The sequence below is a fragment of the Streptomyces sp. NPDC046862 genome, assembly GCF_040704615.1.
Taxonomy (GTDB): Bacteria; Actinomycetota; Actinomycetes; order Streptomycetales; family Streptomycetaceae; genus Streptomyces.
Genome location: NZ_JBEYXP010000012.1, coordinates 95,100 through 116,389 on the forward strand (window position 1 = coordinate 95,100; position 21,290 = coordinate 116,389).

The window sequence follows — 21,290 nt, forward strand, 5'->3', positions numbered from 1 at the left end:
AGGGCGTCAGCCTGGGCATGCCCCAGCTGCCCGCGCCCGACTACCCGGACGACGTCCGAGCCCGGCTGGAGCGGGACGCGGCCGAGGTCGTCGCCCGCTACCCGGACTCCCGCTCCGCCCTGCTGCCGTTGCTGCACCTCGTGCAGGCGGAGGAGGGCCACGTCACCCGCACCGGCATGCAGTTCTGCGCCGACGTGCTGGGCCTCACCACGGCCGAGGTCACCGCGGTCGCCACCTTCTACACCATGTACCGGCGCAAGCCGAGCGGTGACTACCAGGTGGGCGTCTGCACCAACACCCTGTGCGCGGTGATGGGCGGGGACGCGATCTTCGAGTCCCTCCAGGAGCACCTCGGCGTCGGCAACGGCGAGACCACCGACGACGGCAAGGTCACCCTGGAGCACATCGAGTGCAACGCGGCCTGCGACTTCGCGCCGGTCGTGATGGTCAACTGGGAGTTCTTCGACAACCAGACCGTGGACAGCGCCAGGCAGCTCGTCGACGACCTGCGCGCGGGAGCGCGGGTCGAGCCCACCCGAGGCGCCCCCCTGTGCACGTTCAAGGAGACCGCCCGGATCCTGGCGGGCTTCCCCGACGAGCGGGAAGGGGCCGTCGAGGCGAGCGGCAGCGCGGGACCCGCCTCGCTGATCGGGCTCCGCCTGGCCAAGGGCGAGGCCACCGCGCGCGTGGTGCATCCGCGGGACGGCGGACCCCACGACGAGCCGCAGGACAGGGTGCACGAGCCGTCACCGACCGAGCACCTCAGCTCGCACGACGCGCCACAGGACACGTCGGCCTCCGACCCTGCCCACCCGGCGGGTCCTGTCGCCGAGGAGGGGGAGTGATGACGGTGGCAACCGAGCTCAAGGACACCAGCCCGGAGAAGCTGCTCGCACCCGTGCTGTCGGCCTTCTGGGACGAGGACAAGTCCTGGACGCTGGACGTCTACAAGAGGCACGAAGGGTACGAGGGGCTCCGCAAGGCGCTCGCCATGTCGCCGGACGACGTGATCGCGTACGTCAAGGAGTCCGGACTGCGCGGGCGCGGTGGCGCGGGATTCCCGACGGGAATGAAGTGGCAGTTCATTCCGCAGGGAGATGGAAAACCGCACTATCTAGTTGTCAACGCCGACGAATCGGAGCCCGGAACGTGCAAGGACATTCCGCTCCTCTTCGCGAACCCGCATAGCCTCATCGAGGGCATTGTCATCGCCTGTTATGCCATCAGGTCGTCTCATGCCTTCATCTATCTGCGTGGTGAAGTCGTCCCCGTTCTGCGGCGGTTGCACGAGGCCGTCCGTGAGGCCTACGCGGCGGGCTACCTCGGCGAGAACGTCCTGGGCAGCGGACTCGACCTCCAACTCACCGTGCACGCGGGCGCGGGCGCGTACATCTGCGGTGAGGAGACCGCACTGCTCGACTCGCTCGAAGGCCGCCGTGGTCAACCGCGGCTCCGTCCCCCCTTCCCTGCCGTCGCGGGCCTCTACGCGTGCCCGACTGTTGTGAACAACGTCGAGTCGATCGCGTCGGTTCCCGCCATTCTGCAAAAGGGAAAGGAATGGTTCAGGTCGATGGGCAGCGAGAAGTCGCCGGGCTTCACGCTGTACTCGCTCAGCGGCCATGTCGCCCAGCCCGGCCAGTACGAGGCCCCGCTCGGCGTCACGCTGCGCCAGCTCCTCGACATGAGCGGCGGCATGCGGCCCGGTCACCGGCTGAAGTTCTGGACGCCGGGCGGCTCCTCCACACCGATGTTCACCGACGAGCACCTCGACGTCCCCCTCGACTACGAGGGCGTCGGCGCCGCCGGGTCCATGCTCGGCACCAAGGCCCTGCAGTGCTTCGACGAGACCACCTGCGTCGTGCGGGCCGTGACCCGCTGGACCGAGTTCTACGCCCACGAGTCCTGCGGCAAGTGCACGCCCTGCCGTGAAGGGACCTACTGGCTCGTGCAGTTGCTGCGCGACATCGAGGCCGGCAAGGGCGTCATGTCCGACCTCGACAAGCTGAACGACATCGCCGACAACATCAACGGCAAGTCCTTCTGCGCCCTCGGCGACGGCGCCGCCTCGCCGATCTTCTCCTCCCTCAAGTACTTCCGCGAGGAGTACGAGGAGCACATCACGGGCCGGGGCTGCCCCTTCGACCCGGCCAAGTCCACGGCCTGGGCCGACAAGCGCACGGAGGTGAACGCATGACGGTGACCACCAGCGCTCCGTCCGGGGGCGGAGAAGCGGCGGTCCCGCCGGAGGATCTCGTCTCGCTGACGATCGACGGCGTAGAGATCAGCGTGCCCAAGGGCACCCTGGTCATCCGGGCCGCCGAGCAGCTCGGCATCGAGATCCCGCGGTTCTGCGACCACCCCCTCCTCGACCCGGCCGGCGCCTGCCGCCAGTGCATCGTCGAGGTCGAGGGCCAGCGCAAGCCCATGGCGTCCTGCACGATCACCTGCACCGACGGGATGGTCGTCAAGACGCACCTCACCTCGCCCGTCGCCGAGAAGGCCCAGAAGGGTGTGATGGAGCTCCTGCTCATCAACCACCCGCTGGACTGCCCGGTCTGCGACAAGGGCGGCGAGTGCCCGCTGCAGAACCAGGCCATGTCGCACGGCCACTCCGAGTCCCGCTTCGAAGGCAAGAAGCGCACCTACGAGAAGCCCGTGCCGATCTCCACGCAGGTGCTCCTCGACCGCGAGCGGTGCGTGCTGTGCGCCCGCTGCACCCGGTTCTCCAACCAGATCGCGGGCGACCCGATGATCGAGCTGATCGAGCGGGGCGCGCTCCAGCAGGTCGGAACCGGCGAGGGCGACCCCTTCGAGTCGTACTTCTCCGGGAACACCATCCAGATCTGCCCGGTGGGCGCGCTGACCTCGGCGGCGTACCGCTTCCGCTCCCGCCCCTTCGACCTGGTCTCGTCGCCGTCCGTGTGCGAGCACTGCTCCGGCGGCTGCGCGACACGTACGGACCACCGGCGCGGCAAGGTCATGCGGCGGCTGGCCGCCCAGGACCCCGAGGTCAACGAGGAGTGGATCTGCGACAAGGGGCGGTTCGCGTTCCGGTACGCCCAGCGGCCGGACCGGCTGACGACGCCGCTCGTGCGCGGTGAGTCGGGTGAGCTGGAGCCCGCCTCCTGGCCGGAGGCCCTCGACGCCGCCGCCAAGGGGCTGCTTGCGGCCCGGGGACGCGCCGGCGTTCTGACCGGCGGCCGCCTCACCGTGGAGGACAGTTACGCGTACAGCAAGTTCGCGCGCGTGGCACTCGACACCAACGACATCGACTTCCGCGCGCGCGTGCACAGCGTCGAGGAGACCGACTTCCTGGCCGCCCGGGTGGCGGGACACGGACGCGACCTCGACGGTACGGGCGTCACGTACACCTCACTGGAGAAGGCGCCCGCGGTCCTGCTCGTCGGGTTCGAGGCCGAGGAGGAGGCGCCCGGCGTCTTCCTGCGGCTGCGCAAGGCCTGGCGGGGGCACGGGCAGAAGGTGTTCGCACTGTCCACGCACGCGACCCGGGGTCTGGAGAAGGCCGGAGGCACGCTGTTGCCCGCCGCGCCCGGCACCGAGACCGAGTGGCTGGACGCCCTCGCCAGCCGGGTCGGTCTGGAGGAGGGCGGCGCGCAGGCCGCCGAGGCGCTGCGCGCCGAGGGCGCCGTGATCGTCGTCGGGGAGCGGCTGGCCGCGGTGGCGGGCGGGCTCACCGCCGCCGTACGGGCCGCGGCGGCGACCGGTGCCGAGCTGGTGTGGATCCCGCGCCGGGCCGGGGAGCGCGGCGCGATCGAGGCGGGCGCGATGCCGTCGCTGCTGCCGGGCGGGCGTCCGGCCACCGACCCGCGCGCGCAGGACGAGGTCACCCGCGTGTGGGGTGTCGCCGTCCTCCCGCACCGCTACGGACGGGACACCGGCCAGATCATCGAGGCCGCGGCCGGCGGCAAGCTCGACGCGCTGGTGGTGGCGGGCGTGGAGGTCGCCGACCTTCCCGACCCGGCACGCGCGCGTGAGGCACTCGCCGACGTCGGCTTCCTGGTGTCGCTGGAGCTGCGGCCCAGCGAGGTCACCGAGCACGCGGACGTGGTGCTCCCCGTCGCGGCGGTCGCCGAGAAGGCGGGCACCTTCGTCAACTGGGAGGGCCGGGTACGCCCCTTCGAGGCCGCCCTCAAGCCCGACCAGATGACCCGCCGCCTGGCGCCCACCGACGGGCGCGTGCTCCAGATGCTGGCCGACGCGATGGACGTCCACCTGGGGCTGCCCGATCTGCGCACCACGCGCGCGGAGATCGACCGCCTCGGGGCCTGGGACGGTACGCGGGCGAGCGAGCCCCTGGAGACCGCCGGCCAGCTGCCGCGGCCCGCCGCCGGAGAGGCCGTCCTGGCCGGGCACCGGCTGCTGCTCGACCAGGGCCGCCTTCAGGACGGCGACGAGGCGCTCGCCGGGACGCGGCACGCCGCACGCGCGCGCGTGTCGGCCGCCACGGCCGCCGAGGCGGGCGTCAAGGAGGGTGACCTCCTCGCGGTGAGCGGCCCGGCCGGGGCCGTGGAACTCCCGCTGCAGATCACCGAGATGCCCGACCGTGTGGTCTGGCTCCCGCTGAACTCCGCCGGAACAGGCGTCGCCTCCGACACCGGGGCGCTGCCCGGCGCACTCGTCCGCATCGGCCCGGCGACCCTCGCCCCCGAGGACACGAAGGAGGTGGAGGCGTGACGGCGTACCTCGCCGCGGAGGACCTCTCGATGTTCGGCCGCGACCCCTGGTGGCTGGTCGTCATCAAGGCGGTGTTCTGCTTCGCCTTCCTGATGGTGACCGTGCTCTTCTCCATCGTGTGGGAGCGCAAGGTCGTCGCCTGGATGCAGCTGCGCATCGGCCCCAACCGGCACGGCCCCTGGGGCATGCTCCAGTCGCTCGCCGACGGCATCAAGCTGATGCTCAAGGAAGACGTCATCGTCAAACGCGCGGACAAGGTGGTCTACGTCCTCGCGCCGATCGTCGCCGCCATCCCGGCCTTCATGGCGATCGCGGTGATCCCCTTCGGGCCGGCCGGCAACGAGATCTCGATCTTCGGCCAGCGCACCACGATGCAGCTCACGGACCTGCCGATCGCGATGCTCTACATCCTCGCGGTCGCCTCGGTGGGCATCTACGGCATCGTGCTGGCGGGCTGGAGCTCCGGATCCACCTACCCGCTGCTCGGTGGCCTGCGCTCCTGCGCGCAGATGATCTCGTACGAGATCGCCATGGGCGCCGCCTTCGCCTCCGTGTTCCTCTACTCGGGGTCGATGTCGACGTCGGCGATCGTCGAGGCCCAGCAGGACCGCTGGTACATCATCCTGTTGCCCGTCTCGTTCGTGATCTACATCGTGACCATGGTCGGCGAGACCAACCGCGCCCCCTTCGACATGCCGGAGTCCGAGGGCGACCTGGTCGGCGGCTTCAACACCGAGTACTCGTCCATCAAGTTCGCGATGTTCATGCTCGCCGAGTACGTGAACATGGTGACGGTCTCGGCCGTGTCCGTGACGCTCTTCCTCGGCGGCTGGCGGGCACCGTGGCCCATCAGCGGCTTCTGGGAGGGCGCCAACCACGGCTGGTGGCCGCTGCTCTGGTTCGTGATCAAGGTGCAGCTGCTGCTGTTCTTCTTCATCTGGCTGCGCGGCACGCTCCCGCGCGTCCGCTACGACCAGTTGATGAAGCTCGGCTGGAAGGTCCTCATCCCGGTCTCCGTGGTCTGGCTGATGCTGGTGGCGACCGTACGGACCCTGCGCAACGAGAACTACGACTTCGCGGAGATCGCGCTGTACGTCGGCGGAGCAGTCCTCGTCCTGCTGCTGCTCTCGTTCGTCGTGGACATGTTCCGCGGCCGGAGCGAGGAGCGGGACAAGCCCGCCGAACCCGCCGCGTTCGACCCCATGGCCGGCGGATTCCCCGTACCGCCCCTGCCCGGACAGACCCTGCCGCCCGTGCCGCGCAGGCGCCCCCGCCGCGAGCGGGAGCTGATTGTCAGTGGTGGGTCCGATACTGACAGTGACGGATCTTCGAGTGGAAGGGAGGCGTCCGATGGCTGATGAGCCGAAGGAGACCAAGCCGGGTTTCCAGAACCCCGTCGCCGGCTTCAGCGTGACCTTCAAGGCCATGTTCAAGAAGCGGCTGACCGAGCAGTATCCGGAGCAGCAGAAGACCACCGCCCCGCGGTTCCACGGCCGGCACCAGCTCAACCGCCATCCGGACGGCCTGGAGAAGTGCGTCGGCTGCGAGCTGTGCGCCTGGGCCTGTCCCGCCGACGCCATCTACGTGGAGGGCGCGGACAACACGGACGAGGAGCGCTACTCGCCGGGCGAGCGGTACGGCCGCGTCTACCAGATCAACTACGCCCGCTGCATCCTGTGCGGCCTGTGCATCGAGGCGTGCCCCACGCGCGCGCTGACGATGACCAACGAGTTCGAGCTGGCCGACTCCAGCCGCGCGAACCTCATCTACACCAAGGAACAGCTGCTCGCCGGCCTCGAAGAGGGCATGGTCGACTCGCCGCACGCGATCTACCCCGGCATGGACGAGCAGGACTACTACCGCGGCCTGGTCACCGAGGCCGCGCCCGGTACGGAGCCTCAGGTCGCCCTCTCCAAGGGCGAGGTCCCGCAGGAGGGGGCCTCCACCTTCGGTGAGGGCGAGCCGGCGTCGAAGAAGGTGATCGGCCGATGACCGCGCAGCTCGCCGCCTACTCCACCTCCACCGGAGAGGCGTTCCAGTTCTGGGTGCTCGGCACCGTCGCCGTGATCGGCGCCCTGTGCACCGTCTTCATGAAGAGGGCCGTGCACAGCGCGCTCTGCCTCGCCGGCACCATGATCGTCCTGGCGATCTTCTACCTCGCCAACGGCGCCTACTTCCTGGGCGTCGTGCAGATCGTCGTCTACACCGGCGCGATCATGATGCTGTTCCTGTTCGTGGTGATGCTTGTCGGCGTCACGGCGGCGGACTCCTTGAAGGAGACCATCAAGGGCCAGCGCTGGCTGGCCCTTCTCTGCGGCCTCGGCTTCGGCATCCTGCTGTTCGCGGGCATCGGCAACGCCGCGTTGAAGGACTTCAACGGCCTCGGCCAGGCCAACGCGAACGGCAACGTGGAGGGCCTCGCCGCCCTTATCTTCACCAAGTACGTGTTCGCCTTCGAGCTCACCGGCGCCCTGCTCATCACGGCCGCGGTCGGCGCCATGGTGCTCACGCACCGCGAGCGCACCGAGCGCGCCAAGACCCAGCGCGAGCTGGCCGAGCAGCGCGTCCGCGAGGGCAAGCACGTACCGCCGCTGCCGGCGCCCGGCGTGTACGCCCGGCACAACGCGGTGGACATCGCGGGCCTCCTCCCGGACGGCACCACGTCCGACCTCACCGTCAGCAAGACGCTGCGGGACCGCGGTCAGGTACGTGACGTGTCGACCGAGGCGCTGCAGGACCTCAAGGCCCTGGAGCAGCGCGCCGAGGACCGCCTGGAGCGCTCGAACAGCGGGGGCTCCAACAGCGGGGAGGGGTCGAAGTGAATCCCGTCAACTACCTGTACCTCTCCGCCCTGTTGTTCACGATCGGCGCGACCGGCGTGCTCATCAGGCGGAACGCGATCGTGGTGTTCATGTGCGTCGAGCTGATGCTCAACGCCTGCAACCTCGCGTTCGTCACCTTCTCCCGGATGCACGGCAACCTCGACGGCCAGATCATCGCGTTCTTCACGATGGTCGTCGCCGCAGCGGAGGTCGTGGTCGGACTCGCGATCATCGTGTCGGTGTTCCGTGCCCGCCACTCGGCCTCGGTCGACGACGCCAGTCTGATGAAGCTGTAAGGGGTCGGAAGAATCGTGGAGAACCTGATTGCGCTGCTGGTGGCGGCGCCTCTGCTGGGAGCGGTCGTCCTGTTGTGCGGCGGCCGGCGCCTCGACGCCGTCGGCCATCTGATCGGCACGGCTTTCGCGGCCCTCTCCTTCGTCATCGGTGTCGTCCTCTTCGCCGACATGCTGGGCAAGGACCCCGAACACCGAACGCTGATGCAGCACCTGTTCAGCTGGATCTCGGTCGGGAACTTCCAGGCGAACGTCGGCTTCCAGCTCGACCAGCTGTCGATGACGTTCGTCCTGCTGATCACCGGAGTCGGCTCGCTCATCCACGTGTACTCGATCGGGTACATGGAGCACGACGAGCGCAAACGCCGCTTCTTCGGCTATCTGAACCTGTTCCTCGCGGCGATGCTGCTGCTCGTCCTCGCCGACAACTACCTGCTGCTGTACGTCGGCTGGGAGGGCGTCGGTCTCGCCTCGTACCTGCTGATCGGCTTCTGGCAGCACAAGCCCAGCGCCGCCACGGCCGCGAAGAAGGCCTTCCTGGTCAACCGCGTCGGCGACATGGGCCTGTCCATCGCCATCATGCTGATGTTCACCACCTTCGGGACCTTCGCCTTCGGGCCGGTCCTGGAGGCCACCGGCGACACCTCCGAGGGCAGGCTCACCGCCATCGGCCTGATGCTGCTGCTCGCCGCCTGCGGCAAGTCCGCCCAGGTGCCGCTGCAGTCCTGGCTCGGGGACGCGATGGAGGGCCCGACCCCGGTCTCGGCCCTCATCCACGCCGCGACCATGGTCACCGCCGGCGTCTACCTGATCGTCCGCTCCGCCGACATCTTCAACGCGGCGCCGGACGCGCAGCTGGTGGTCACCGTGGTCGGTGCCGTCACGCTCCTGTTCGGTGCGATCGTCGGTTGCGCGAAGGACGACATCAAGAAGGCGCTCGCCGGGTCGACCATGTCGCAGATCGGCTACATGGTGCTGGCCGCGGGCCTCGGTCCCATCGGCTACGCCTTCGCGATCATGCACCTGGTGACGCACGGCTTCTTCAAGGCCGGGCTGTTCCTCGGCGCCGGATCGGTCATGCACGGCATGAACGACGAGGTCGACATGAGGAAGTACGGCGGCCTGCGCACGTACATGCCGATCACCTTCGTGACGTTCGGCCTCGGCTACCTCGCCATCATCGGATTCCCGGGCCTGTCCGGCTTCTTCTCCAAGGACAAGATCATCGAGGCGGCGTTCGCCAAGGGCGGCACCGAGGGCTGGATCCTCGGCGGCGCGGCCCTGCTGGGCGCGGCGATCACGGCGTTCTACATGACGCGCGTGATGCTGATGACGTTCTTCGGTGAGAAGCGCTGGCAGCCCGACGAGCACGGCCACGAGCCCCACCCGCACGAGTCGCCCAAGGTCATGACGATCCCCATGATGGTGCTGGCCGTCGGGTCGGTCTTCGCGGGCGCGTTCTTCGGAATCGGCGAGCGGTTCGTGAAGTGGCTGGAGCCGGTCACCGGCTTCGAGCACGGGCACCCGCCGGTCAGCGCCCTCACGGTCACGCTCTCCACGGTGGCCGTGATGGTCCTCGGCGTCGGACTCGCCTACGCCCAGTACGGGCGCCGTCCCATCCCGGTCGTCGCCCCGCGCGGATCCCTGCTCACCCGGGCAGCCCGCCGCGACCTCCTCCAGGACGACTTCAACCACGTCGTCCTGGTCCGCGGCGGCGAACACCTCACGCGCTCCCTGGTGTACGTCGACCACACGCTGGTCGACGGCGTCGTCAACGGCACGGCGGCCACGATGGGCGGCCTGTCCGGACGGCTGCGCAAGCTGCAGAACGGCTTCGCGCGGTCGTACGCGGTCTCGATGTTCGGCGGTGCGGCGGTCCTCATCGCCGCGACCCTGCTGATGAGGGCGGTCTGATACCGATGTCCTTTCCTCTGCTGACAGCGACGGCGGCGCTCCCCGCCCTCGGGGCGATCGCCACGGCAGCCGTGCCGGCCGCCCGGCGCACCGCCGCGAAATGGCTGGCGCTGATCGTCTCGCTGGCCACGCTCGCCCTCGCCGTGACCGTGTTCGCACGCTTCGACCCGGACGGGGCCCGCTACCAGCTCACCGAGTCCCACGCCTGGATCGCGGACTTCGGGGTGCGGTACGAGCTGGGCGTGGACGGCATCGCGGTGGCGCTGATCGCGCTCACGGCCCTGTTGATCCCGTTCATCATCCTCGCGGGCTGGCACGACGCCGACCCGCTGGAGACGGGCAGCAAACGGTGGCGGCCGACACAGGGCTTCTTCGCCCTGATCCTGGCCGTCGAGGCGATGGTGATCATCTCCTTCGAGGCCACCGACGTCTTCCTCTTCTACATCTTCTTCGAAGCCATGCTCATCCCGATGTACTTCCTCATCGGCGGCTACGGGGACCGTGCCCACCAGCACGGCGAGGAGACGGCGTCGACGCAACGGTCGTACGCGGCCGTGAAGTTCCTCCTCTACAACCTGGTCGGCGGCCTCATCATGCTGGCCGCGGTCATCGGCCTGTACGTGGTCGCCGGGAACTTCTCGCTCACGGAGATCGCCGAGGCCCGCGCCAACGGCACGCTGCACATGGCGACCAGCACGGAGCGCTGGCTGTTCCTCGGCTTCTTCTTCGCGTTCGCGGTGAAGGCGCCCCTGTGGCCGCTCCACACCTGGCTGCCGAACGCGATGGGGGAGTCCACCGCCCCGGTCGCCGTCCTGATCACGGCGGTCGTCGACAAGGTGGGCACCTTCGCGATGCTCCGCTTCTGCCTCCAGCTGTTCCCCGAGGCCAGCAAGTGGGCGACGCCCGCGATCCTCGTCCTCGCCCTCATCAGCATCATCTACGGGGCGCTGCTCGCGGTCGGCCAGCGCGACATCAAGCGTCTGGTGGCGTACGCGTCGATCTCGCACTTCGGCTTCATCATCATGGGCATCTTCGCGATGACCAGCCAGGGCCAGTCGGGCGCCACGCTCTACATGGTCAACCACGGGATCTCGACCGCCGCGCTGATGCTGGTGGCAGGCTTCCTGATCTCGCGGCGCGGGTCGCGGCTCATCGCCGACTACGGAGGGGTCCAGAAGGTCGCCCCGGTGCTCGCCGGCACGTTCCTGATCGGCGGTCTCGCGACCCTCTCCCTGCCCGGGCTCGCCCCGTTCGTCAGTGAGTTCCTGGTCCTGGTCGGCACGTTCTCGCGCTACCCGGCGATCGGGATCATCGCCACCTTCGGCATCGTCCTCGCCGCGCTCTACGTCCTCGTGCTCTACCAGAGGACGATGACGGGCCCGGTGAAGCCCGATGTGGCGAAGATGCCCGACCTCAGGGTGCGGGAACTCGTGGTGGTCGCCCCGCTGATCGTCCTGCTGGTCTTCCTGGGCGTCTACCCGAAGCCGCTCACCGACGTCGTCAACCCGGCAGTGAAGCAGACCATGTCCGACGTCCATAAGAAGGACCCCCAGCCCGAGGTGGAGGCGGCCAAGTGAGCGCATCAGCCGTCCACAGCCTGTGGACAATGGCGGCCGATCCGATCGAGAAGATCGACGCGCCGAAGATCGAGTACGGGCAGCTGTCGCCCACCCTGATCGTCATCGGTGCGGCGATCGTCGGGGTGCTGATCGAGGCCTTCGTGCCACGCAAGTCCCGTTACTACGCCCAGGTGTTCGTGGCCGTCGTCGCACTGGCCGCCTCCTTCGCGGCCGTGATCGGCCTGGCGGCCGGCGGATACGGCACCACGAAGGCCGGCATCGCCGCGATGGGTGCCGTCGCCGTCGACGGACCGGCCCTGTTCCTCCAGGGCACGATCCTGCTGGCCGGACTGCTCGGCGTGTTCACCTTCGCCGAGCGGCGCCTGGACCCGGAGGTGCACGGCAACCGGGTCGACTCGTTCGCCGCGCAGGCCGCGTCCGTGCCGGGCAGCGACAGCGAGAAGGCCGCGGTGAAGGCAGGGTTCACCACCACCGAGGTGTTCCCGCTGCTGCTCTTCGCGATCGGCGGCATGCTGGTCTTCCCGTCGGCGAACGACCTGCTGACCCTGTTCGTCGCCCTGGAGGTCTTCTCCCTCCCGCTGTACCTGCTGTGCGCCGTGGCCCGCCGCAAGCGGCTCATGTCGCAGGAGGCAGCGGTCAAGTACTTCCTGCTGGGCGCCTTCGCCTCCGCGTTCACCCTCTTCGGCATCGCGCTGCTGTACGGCTACGCGGGCTCGGTGTCGTACGCGACGATCGCCCAGGTCGTCGACGGCACCGTCCAGAACGTCAACCCGGCGCTCGCCGACACCATGGGCAACGACGCGCTGCTGCTCATCGGCGCCGCGATGGTCGTCATGGGCCTGCTGTTCAAGGTGGGCGCGGTGCCGTTCCACATGTGGACGCCCGACGTCTACCAGGGCGCGCCTACCCCGGTCACCGGCTTCATGGCGGCGGCGACCAAGGTGGCGGCCTTCGGCGCGCTGCTCAGGCTGCTGTACGTCGTCCTGCCCGGCCTGCGCTGGGACTGGCGGCCGGTCATGTGGGCCGTCGCGATCGTCACCATGCTGGGCGGCGCCATCGTCGCGATCACCCAGACCGACATCAAGCGGCTCCTGGCGTACTCGTCGATCGCGCACGCGGGATTCATCCTCGCGGGTGTCATCGCGACCTCGCCCGACGGCGTCTCGTCGGTGCTGTTCTACCTGGGCGCCTACTCGTTCGTGACGATCGGCGCCTTCGCGGTGGTCACCCTCGTACGGGACGCGGGCGGCGAGGCCACCCACCTGTCCAAGTGGGCCGGGCTCGGGCGCAGGTCCCCGCTGGTGGCGGCCGTGTTCGCGGTGTTCCTGCTGGCCTTCGCGGGCATTCCGCTGACCTCCGGGTTCGCCGGTAAGTTCGCCGTGTTCAAGGCGGCGGCCGAGAGCGGGGCGGGAGCGATCGTCGTGATCGGTGTGATCTCGTCGGCCATCGCGGCGTTCTTCTACATCCGCGTGATCGTGCTCATGTTCTTCAGCGAGCCGCGCCCCGAGGGGCCGACGGTCGCCGTGCCGTCGCCGCTGACCATGACGGCGATCGGGGTGGGTGTGGCGGTCACGCTCGTGCTCGGTGTGGCGCCGCAGTACTTCCTGGACCTGGCGGGACAGGCGGGAGTGTTTGTGCGGTGACGCTCCGCTGAGCGGTGCGGACACGCGTGGGACCCGGTCTCCCGAGGGGGCCGGGTCCCGTCGTGTGAGGGCGGCTCTCGGTGCGGCTCTCGGGTGCGACCTGTGGATAACTCTGAGGCTGTCGGTGCGGACCCCTATCGTGGCCAGTGCTGGAGGAAACGCGGGCGACACGGGCGACACGGGTTGACGTGGACGACGGCGGACGACACACGGGGGACGGGTGATGACTGGGATGGGTGGGACGGCTGTGATGGAAGTGGACGGGGCGGTCACGGAGGCAGGGCGCTCGGCCGACAGCGAGGCGCTGGCCGTGCTGCACCGGGTCTTCGGGTACGACGCCTTCCGCGGTGAGCAGGAAGCGATCATCGAGCACGTGGTGGCGGGCGGCGACGCCGTCGTGCTCATGCCGACCGGTGGCGGCAAGTCGCTCTGCTACCAGATCCCGGCGCTGGTCAGGCCGGGCACGGGCGTGGTCGTCTCCCCGCTGATCGCGCTGATGCAGGACCAGGTGGACGCGCTGCGGGCACTGGGAGTGCGCGCCGGGTTCATGAACTCCACGCAGGACTTCGACGAGCGGCGCGTGGTCGAGGCGGAGTACCTGGCCGGTGAGCTGGACCTGCTGTATCTGGCGCCGGAGCGGCTGCGGCTCGACGCGACGACGGCCCTGCTCGGGCGCGGCAAGATCTCGGTGTTCGCGATCGACGAGGCGCACTGCGTGTCGCAGTGGGGCCACGACTTCCGGCCCGACTACCTGTCGCTGTCGCTGCTGGGCGAGCGCTGGCCCGACGTCCCCCGGATCGCGCTGACCGCCACGGCCACGCGCGCCACGCACAAGGAGATCACCGAGCGGCTCGGCATGCCGGGGGCCCGCCACTTCGAGGCCAGCTTCGACCGGCCCAACATCCAGTACCGGGTCGTCCCGAAGGCCGACCCCAAGAAGCAGCTGCTGAACTTCCTCAAGCAGGAGCACCCGGGCGACGCGGGGATCGTGTACTGCCTCTCGCGCAACTCGGTGGAGCGGACGGCCGAGTTCCTGAGCAGGAACGGCATCGAGGCGGTGCCGTACCACGCCGGTCTCGACGCCGGCACGCGCGCGGCCCACCAGGCGCGGTTCCTGCGGGAGGAGGGCCTGGTCGTCGTGGCGACCATCGCCTTCGGCATGGGCATCGACAAGCCGGACGTGCGGTTCGTCGCGCACCTCGACCTGCCGAAGTCGGTGGAGGGGTACTACCAGGAGACCGGCCGGGCGGGGCGTGACGGGCTGCCGTCCGCGGCGTGGATGGCGTACGGGCTCCAGGACGTGGTTCAGCAGCGGAAGCTGATCCAGACAGGCGACGGCGACGAGGCGTTCCGCCGCCGGGCCGCCGCCCACCTGGACTCCATGCTGGCGCTGTGCGAGACGGCACAGTGCCGACGGGGGCAGCTGCTGGCCTACTTCGGGCAGGACCCGACCCCTGGAGGCTGCGGCAACTGCGACACGTGCCTGAGCCCGCCGGAGACCTGGGACGGCACCGTCGCGGCGCAGAAGCTGCTGTCCACGGTGGTGCGGTTGCAGCGCGAGCGCGGGCAGAAGTTCGGGGCCGGGCAGATCATCGACATCCTGCTCGGGAAGCGGACCGGCAAGGTCATCCAGTTCGACCACGACCAGTTGTCCGTCTTCGGGATCGGCGAGGAGCTGGGCGAGGGCGAGTGGCGGGGCGTCGTACGGCAGTTGCTCGCGCAGGGACTGATCGCCGTGGAGGGCGAGTACGGGACGCTGGTGCTGACCGAGGCCAGCGGGTCCGTGCTGCGGCGGGAGCGGGAGGTGCCGCTGCGCAAGGAGCCGAAGAAGCCGGTGGCCTCGCGGGCGGCCTCGGGCGGCTCGTCGTCCTCCGGCCGGGGCGAGCGCAAGGCGAAGGCCGCGGTGGCCGAGCTTCCCGAGGAACTGCTCCCGGTCTTCGAGGCGCTGCGCGCCTGGCGTGCCGAGCAGGCGCGCGAGCAGGGCGTTCCGGCGTACGTCATCTTCCACGACGCCACGCTCCGCGAGATCGCCACGGTGCGACCGACGTCGGTCGACGAGCTGGGCGGGATCGGCGGGGTCGGGGAAAAGAAGCTGGCGACGTACGGGGAAGGGGTGCTGGAGGTGCTCGCCTCGCTGGGCGGGCCGGCCGACGGCGCTCCTGCCCACAGCGGACCGGGAGACTCGGCCGGATCGGCGGGGTCGGCGGGACCGGGAGGCGCGGCGGCGAGCGACGCGGACGAGGCCTTCGACTGGCCGGACGCGGAGCCGGACCCCGAGCCGGACGACTGGGCGTAGGGGGGCGTGATGGAGCAGCAGGTGCCGCAGCCGGACCAGCCAGGGCCGTGGGACGAGTCGGAGGAGCCTGACGAGTCGCCGCAGCGCGACGCCATCGTCGCCGTGCTGCGGCGGGGTGACCGCGTGCTCGTCATCGAGCGCGGCCCGGAAGCCCGGCGGTCGGGCTACTGGGCGCCGCTCAGCGGGAAGCTCGAGCCGGGCGAGAGCCAGGCGGAGGCACTGGTGCGGGAGGTCCGCGAAGAGGTGGGGCTGACGGTGTCCCCGCTGGCGAAGGTCTGGGAGTCGGAGACGGACGACCGGCAGTTCCGGCTGCACTGGTGGACGGCGGACGTGGAGGAGGGAGAGGTCGTCATGCAGCCCGGCGAGGTGAGTGACGCGCGGTGGGTGACGGTGGCGGAGTTCCTTCGACTGCGGCCGACCTTCGCCGAGGACCGGGAGTTCTTCGAACGGATCCTGCCGAAGATATGAAGCGTGGGGGCGCCGTTCACGGCCGACGCCCCACGTGAACCGGTCAGAACCCGGTCAGGGCTTGCGCAGGGCACGGATCCGCTGCTGCGCTCTGCTCACGGCGTGTTCGAGCTCGATGCGGGCGTGTTCCTGCTTCATCGCGCGCTCCAGTTGGGCGTCGTGCTCCGCGCACGGCACCCGTGCCGTGCCGGCCAACTCGGGTAGCCCCGTGGAGAGATAGTCGTCGATGCGCCCCGCGACGGTCCGGAGTTCGGTGTGGAGCACCTCCAGTTGGGCGGCGGAGGCGTTGATGAGGTGACGCAGCCGTCGCAGCGGCTCCAGTTCGGTGGCCCGGCAGGGCTTCTGCGCGAGTTCGCAGAGCTTCTCGAAGGTCTCCTTGAGGTAGCCGGCGGCGTCCTCGAGGTCCTTGGCGTCCTCGTCGGTGTCGCGGTTCTTCCTCATCCACGCGAAGACCCGCGCGTGGTGGCGTATCCCGAGGAAGGTGAGGGCGGTCATGAGGCCGCCGAACAAGGCGGACAGGGAGGCGACCAGCAGGGAGCCCGCGCTGGTGCCGATCGCCAAGGTGGTCGAGCTGAGGGTCATCGTGGTCCGATCCGTTCGAGACGCGAGCGTGCGTGACCCTCAGGGGTCCCTGCGACGCTGCAGGAAGTCGTGGTGGGTGGGTCCGGGCCGGGCCGGGTCCCGGGCCCGGCCCGGGGTCCGGCCCGGTCGTCGTGCCGCGGCGGCTCGAAGCGCCTACGCGGGCATGACGATGTCGTGGAGAGCGGAGGGGTCCGTCACCACGAACTGCCGGTACTTGCTGGTGATCGCGCGGTGGGTGTCGCGGAGGGAGCGGATCGCGTTCTCCACGGTGGACATGCCCATGGACAGGGCGTCGGCGATGTCCCTCTGGGTCGGCCCCAGGATGGTGGTGTGGCCGGGCTGGGAGGCGCTGCTCGTACCGGCGACATCGGCGAGGTGCAGCAGGAGGCTACCGACCCGCTGCAGGGGCGGACGGGTGACCGTGCCGTAGATCCGTTCGTCGCTGCGGTTGCGGTCCTCCAGACTGCGCAGCAGGGCCAGTTGGGCGTCGGGCTGCTGGTGGAGGAGAACGTTCATGCGCTGGACGGGGCAGGGCATGACCCAGGTCGTGGTCAGGCAGACGGTCCTGACCGAGGCCGCCGGTTCGATGAGCTTGGCCTCGCCCAGGAGCTGGCCGACCCCACGGAACCGTGTGATCTTGGTGCCGAGAGGAAAGCGCTCCTGCAGGACGCAGCCGCCGAGGACGATGTACACATGCCGGTCGTCCGGTCCGAGCGGCAGTTCCTCGTCACGCTCGTACACCCGGGCGTCCGAGCCCCAGGCTCTGACGAGCAGCGGCCAGGTGTCGCCCGGGAGGTGGTCGAGGAAGCTGCCTTCGGGCATCGTCTGACGGCCCTTGAGGACGTCGAGGGTGCGGAACGCGTCGACCTTGGGAGGCATGGTCACCCTCCCGTCGTGGCCGTGCGGTTCGTGGCCGTGTCGTGGGACGGTGCCGAAGCGTACGACCGCGACAGTGCGTGACGGTGACGGTCCGTCAGCCGACGGGTGCCGGCTCCCTGGGGGCAGGGCGTGCGCTGCGCGACGACGCCATCATGGATGGCGGTCTGCATCGAGGTCTGAGTCCTTCCGGAGGGGAGGGGGACGGGGATCCCGGGTGCGTCCGCGATCGCGCACGCACCCGGGGTGGTGGGTCCAGCGCCCTCTCCGTCGCATGAGCATCCGGCTGGTTTAGGTCCGGTGCGAGGCGAAGACGTCAGGTCGACCAAGTTACATCTCGGTGAGAGGAAATCGCCAGTCAAGCATGCGCGAGAGAGCGGTAATTCACTACGGAGCGCGGTATCCGTCGGAGAGCGGAAATCAAACCCTTCACGGGAGGGGTTTGCACCGGGTTTGCGCTCCTGGCGCGCACGCGTTCGGGCGCTGTCACCGTCAGTATTCCGCAGTTCACGCCAAGTTGAAGCACGTGACTTTTGAAAGCTCATGCGCAAGTTCGCTGGAAAATTTCCTGCAGATGGGCAGAGGGGGCGTGGAGGGTGGTGCCATCGAAAACAAGGAGACCCTGGGGAACCACCCCCAGGGTCTCCAGGAAAGGGCCTGGACCCACCAAGGCTCAGACCTGCAACCAGTAAACACCATGAGCTGCGAAAAGGTAACTGCGACAAGGAACCTCCCGCGGGCCACTCCCTACCAGGAGGGGTTCGGGGACGCTATTTGACGGCGGCCACCCGCAAAGGCGAGACGTTCCGTATTGCCGGGCAGTTCATTACCTTGGTCACGACCTGCCCCCTTTGTCGCCTGCTCGACATCGTTCAGCTTTCGAACCGGCGCGAGAAAAGTGAATAATGACCATCCCTGAGTCGCCGTTTGACCGGACAATGTGAGGGTGGGCGCGCTGCCCCGACCGTGAACTCAAGCGTTCAACCAAATGGAAAGTGCGCGGTAAAGTGCGCAAAACCGCTCCACTTAACATCCTTCGGAGGTGTGGGGGTGCGGTCTCGCGAGATCCTTCCGGTAATCCTCGGGCGAATTCAAGGTATGCGGTCACGAGCGAGATGTGCCGGGTGAGTGAATGGCCGACCTGTCCGCCGCCGAAGAGCTGTCCTCGATTTTCGGAATATCGACTAATCACTAAGGGTAGCTTTTGCGTCCGCCCGGCTCGCGGTAACCCGCCGTGTTCTTACGCATCGTCAACATCCGCACGGGCTCGGGCAATTGAGACCCCGTCGGATCCCACGGTGTGTAGTTCTCCGGAAACGCTCTGTAGAGCGCGTGAAGCGAACGCCCTCACATCCGCGTCGGAGTCCTTCGCGGCTGTGGTGAGAGCCACGCGGGCGTTCGCGTCGGTGGTGTGGCGGGTGAGCGAGAGGACCGCCGCTTTGCGGACGTCGGCGTTCGGGTCGGCGAGGGCCCCGGCGAGGGCGGGCACCGCCACGGTGGGATCCGCGGTGGCGAGGGCCGTGGCCGCACCGGCGCGGACCTGCCAGGCACCGTCGTCCAGCGCCTCGACGGCCCGCGCGCCCAGCGGAGCCGGGCAGGCCGCGGAGGCCAGCGACGCGAACGCGGCACCGCGCACCAGGGGGTCGGCGTCCTCGGTGAGCTCGTGCAGGACGGTCCGCTCCGGGTGCCCCGCGCCGACGCCGGCCAGCGCCTTGGCCACGGTGACACGGACCTCGCGGGACTCGTCGCCCGCCGCCCGGGCCAGCGACTGAGCGGCGTCGACCGAGACGAGAGCGCGCACCGCCTCGATGCGGACGGCGATGTCGGGGTCCGACAGGGCGCGCGCGAACAGTTCGGTGCCGCCGAGGCGCAGGGCGCGCAGGACGTCGAGGGCCGCGGCGCGGACGACGGGGTCGGGCTCCGACAGGGCCTCGGTGAGGCCCTCGCGAAGAGCGGCGTCGGGCGGCAGCGTCTCGACCAGTTCGCGCAGGGAGGCCGCCGCGGCGGCGCGGACGTCGCCGTGCGGGTCGCGGAGCGCGGCGGCGAGGGCGGGACCGGTGCCGGCCGGCAGGGTCTCGGTGAGGACGGCGACGGCCTCGCGCCGGACGCCGGGCGCGGGGTCGATCAAGTAGGGACGCAGAGTGGTGAGTTCGGGCTGCTCGTCGGCGAGCGCGACGAGTTCGAGGAGGCGGGCGGAGGACGTCTCGGGTGAGCCCTCGGAGGGGGAGTCGGCAAGCGGGACGGGCCCTCTGCCGTCCGTGCCTCCTGTGCCTCCTATGCCGCCTGTGCCAGTTGTGCCGACCGTGCCGGCCACCGGCGCCGCATCGCGCGCCCCCGCCGTCGCCACCTCCTCGGCGTGGACCTCGCCGAGGACTCGGGACGGGCCGCCGGCCGGGCTGAAGCCCTCGACGGGGATCAGGTACGGAGCCACGGGACGGGCCGTGAACTGCATGGCGCCGGAAGGGGACTTGTACAGGTCGAGGTGGTGGAACCACGAGGTGTCGTCGCGGTGGGGGTGGTCGAGACGGTCGTGGTAGAGACCCCAGCGGGACTCCGTGCGGGCCAGGGAGGCCCGCGCGGCCATCTCCGCGCAGTCGCGGATGAAGGTGACCTCGGCGCAGCGCATCAACTCGTGCGGGGTGTGGGCTCCCATCTCGGCGATGTCGGCGTGCATCCGCTCGAAGGCCTCCAGGGCCAGGGAGAGACGGGCGCCGGACTTCGGCGGGGCCACGTAGTCGTTCACGAAGCGACGCAGCTTGTACTCGACCTGGGTCTGCGGCGGGCCGTCGGGGTTGCGCAGCGGACGGTAGATCAGCTCGTGCGCCTCGCGGAGCTGATCGTCCGGCAACTCCCCTTCGTACGACGCGTACTGGGACGCGTCCGCGCCCGCCAGGTCGCCGTAGACGAACGCGCCGATCATGTAGTTGTGCGGGACGCAGGCCAGGTCACCGGCGGCGTACAGCCGGGGGACGGTCGTGCGGGCGTGGTCGTCCACCCGGACGCCCGAGGCCGAGTGGCCGCCGCACAGGCCGATCTCCGAGATGTGCATCTCGATGTCGTGGGTGCGGTAGTCGTGGCCCCGGCCCGAGTGGAAGGTCCCGCGCGTCGGGCGTTCCGTCGAGTGCAGGATCGACTCCAGGGCGGAGATCGACTCCTCGGGGAGGTGGCTCAGCTTCAGGTACACCGGGCCGCGGTCCGAAGCGACTTCCGCCGCGAACTCCGCCATCATCTGCCCCGACCAGTAGTCGGAGTCGACGAAGCGTTCGCCGTGCCGGTTGACCTGGTAGCCGCCGAAGGGGTTGGCGACGTAGGCGCAGGCCGGGCCGTTGTAGTCCTTGATCAGCGGGTTGATCTGGAAGCACTCGATGCCGGTGAGTTCGGCGCCCGCGTGGTACGCCATGGCGTAGCCGTCGCCCGCGTTCGTCGGGTTCTCGTACGTGCCGTAGAGGTAGCCGGAGGCGGGCAGGCCCAGGCGGCCGCAGGCGCCGGTCGCGAGGATCACCGCACCCGCGCGGACGACGACGAACTGTCCCGTACGGGTGTTGAAGCCCGCCGCCCCCACGGCGCGCCCGTCGTCCTCGGACGTCAGCACGCGCACTGGCATCACCCGGTTCTCGATGCGGATGCGCTCCCGCATCTCGCGGCGCCGCAACTGCCGGTAGAGGACCTTCTTGACGTCCTTGCCCTCCGGCATGGGCAGCACATAGGACCCCGACCGGTGGACCTGGCGGACCGCGTACTCGCCGTGCTCGTCCTTCTCGAACTTCACCCCGTACGACTCCAGCCGCTGCACCATGGCGAAGCCGCGGGTGGCGGTCTGGCGGACGGTGGACTGGTCGACGATGCCGTCGTTGGCGCGGGTGATCTCGGCGACGTAGTCGTCGGGCTCGGCGCGGCCGGGGATGACCGCGTTGTTGACGCCGTCCATGCCCATGGCGAGCGCGCCGGAGTGGCGGACGTGCGCCTTCTCCAGGAGCAGGACGTCTCCGCCGTGCTCGGCGGCGGTCAGGGCCGCCATCGTGCCGGCCGTGCCGCCGCCGATGACGAGGACGTCGCAGATCAGCTCCTCGGCGTCGCCGATGGCGGGGATCTGAAGAGGGGTGTTCACGGGGGTGGTCACC

The 21,290-nt window shown here is 69.7% G+C and carries 15 protein-coding genes; 12 read left to right on the forward strand and 3 right to left on the reverse strand.

Annotation, left to right across the window (positions count from 1 at the left end; all coding sequences use genetic code 11):
- The first annotated feature begins 17 nt into the window (after positions 1–17).
- From nuoE to AB0959_RS15690, 12 genes are all read left to right on the forward strand, one after another.
- Positions 18–845, forward strand: a complete 828-nt coding sequence (nuoE, locus tag AB0959_RS15635; protein WP_366827066.1) for an NADH-quinone oxidoreductase subunit NuoE — start codon at positions 18–20, stop codon at positions 843–845.
- Positions 842–2,194, forward strand: a complete 1,353-nt coding sequence (gene nuoF, locus AB0959_RS15640; RefSeq protein WP_366826943.1) for an NADH-quinone oxidoreductase subunit NuoF — start codon at positions 842–844, stop codon at positions 2,192–2,194. The genes nuoE and nuoF overlap by 4 nt, the downstream gene beginning before the upstream one ends.
- On the forward strand, positions 2,191–4,695 hold the full coding sequence (locus AB0959_RS15645; protein WP_366826944.1) for an NADH-quinone oxidoreductase subunit G: 2,505 nt from the start codon (positions 2,191–2,193) through the stop codon (positions 4,693–4,695). Before nuoF ends, AB0959_RS15645 begins: the two co-directional genes overlap by 4 nt.
- Positions 4,692–6,053 carry an NADH-quinone oxidoreductase subunit NuoH gene (gene nuoH, locus AB0959_RS15650; RefSeq protein ID WP_366826945.1) on the forward strand — a complete coding sequence of 454 codons (1,362 nt, stop codon included), beginning with the start codon at positions 4,692–4,694 and terminating at the stop codon, positions 6,051–6,053. The genes AB0959_RS15645 and nuoH overlap by 4 nt, the downstream gene beginning before the upstream one ends.
- The gene (gene nuoI / locus AB0959_RS15655; protein ID WP_366826946.1) at positions 6,046–6,687 is read left to right on the forward strand and encodes an NADH-quinone oxidoreductase subunit NuoI; all 642 of its coding nucleotides are present in this window, start codon (positions 6,046–6,048) and stop codon (positions 6,685–6,687) included. Before nuoH ends, nuoI begins: the two co-directional genes overlap by 8 nt.
- On the forward strand, positions 6,684–7,517 hold the full coding sequence (locus tag AB0959_RS15660) for an NADH-quinone oxidoreductase subunit J (protein ID WP_366826947.1): 834 nt from the start codon (positions 6,684–6,686) through the stop codon (positions 7,515–7,517). The genes nuoI and AB0959_RS15660 overlap by 4 nt, the downstream gene beginning before the upstream one ends.
- Entirely contained in the window at positions 7,514–7,813 is a 300-nt protein-coding gene (gene nuoK, locus AB0959_RS15665; RefSeq protein WP_366826948.1) for an NADH-quinone oxidoreductase subunit NuoK, read from the forward strand. The genes AB0959_RS15660 and nuoK overlap by 4 nt, the downstream gene beginning before the upstream one ends.
- Before the next feature lie 15 nt (positions 7,814–7,828).
- Entirely contained in the window at positions 7,829–9,724 is a 1,896-nt protein-coding gene (gene nuoL, locus AB0959_RS15670) for an NADH-quinone oxidoreductase subunit L (protein ID WP_366826949.1), read from the forward strand.
- Between the two features lie 5 nt (positions 9,725–9,729).
- Positions 9,730–11,301: an NADH-quinone oxidoreductase subunit M gene (locus AB0959_RS15675; protein WP_366826950.1), complete on the forward strand. Its 1,572-nt coding sequence runs from the start codon at positions 9,730–9,732 to the stop codon at positions 11,299–11,301.
- Positions 11,298–12,947 (forward strand): NADH-quinone oxidoreductase subunit NuoN, encoded by a 1,650-nt coding sequence (gene nuoN, locus AB0959_RS15680; RefSeq protein ID WP_366826951.1) that lies wholly within the window; start codon positions 11,298–11,300, stop codon positions 12,945–12,947. Before AB0959_RS15675 ends, nuoN begins: the two co-directional genes overlap by 4 nt.
- Before the next feature lie 232 nt (positions 12,948–13,179).
- Positions 13,180–15,243, forward strand: a complete 2,064-nt coding sequence (gene recQ / locus AB0959_RS15685) for a DNA helicase RecQ (RefSeq protein WP_366827067.1) — start codon at positions 13,180–13,182, stop codon at positions 15,241–15,243.
- Between the two features lie 9 nt (positions 15,244–15,252).
- Positions 15,253–15,711 carry an NUDIX domain-containing protein gene (locus AB0959_RS15690; protein WP_366826952.1) on the forward strand — a complete coding sequence of 153 codons (459 nt, stop codon included), beginning with the start codon at positions 15,253–15,255 and terminating at the stop codon, positions 15,709–15,711.
- 54 nt (positions 15,712–15,765) lie between these two features.
- Here AB0959_RS15690 and AB0959_RS15695 read toward each other — a convergent pair whose 3' ends face one another.
- The 3 genes from AB0959_RS15695 to AB0959_RS15705 form a co-directional block, all read right to left on the reverse strand.
- Positions 15,766–16,293, reverse strand: a complete 528-nt coding sequence (locus AB0959_RS15695) for a hypothetical protein (protein ID WP_366826953.1) — start codon at positions 16,291–16,293, stop codon at positions 15,766–15,768.
- Between the two features lie 153 nt (positions 16,294–16,446).
- Entirely contained in the window at positions 16,447–17,172 is a 726-nt protein-coding gene (locus AB0959_RS15700) for a helix-turn-helix domain-containing protein (protein ID WP_366826954.1), read from the reverse strand.
- A 1,237-nt stretch (positions 17,173–18,409) separates the two neighbouring features.
- The gene (locus AB0959_RS15705) at positions 18,410–21,289 is read right to left on the reverse strand and encodes a fumarate reductase/succinate dehydrogenase flavoprotein subunit (RefSeq protein ID WP_366826955.1); all 2,880 of its coding nucleotides are present in this window, start codon (positions 21,287–21,289) and stop codon (positions 18,410–18,412) included.
- Position 21,290: the final 1 nt, after the last annotated feature.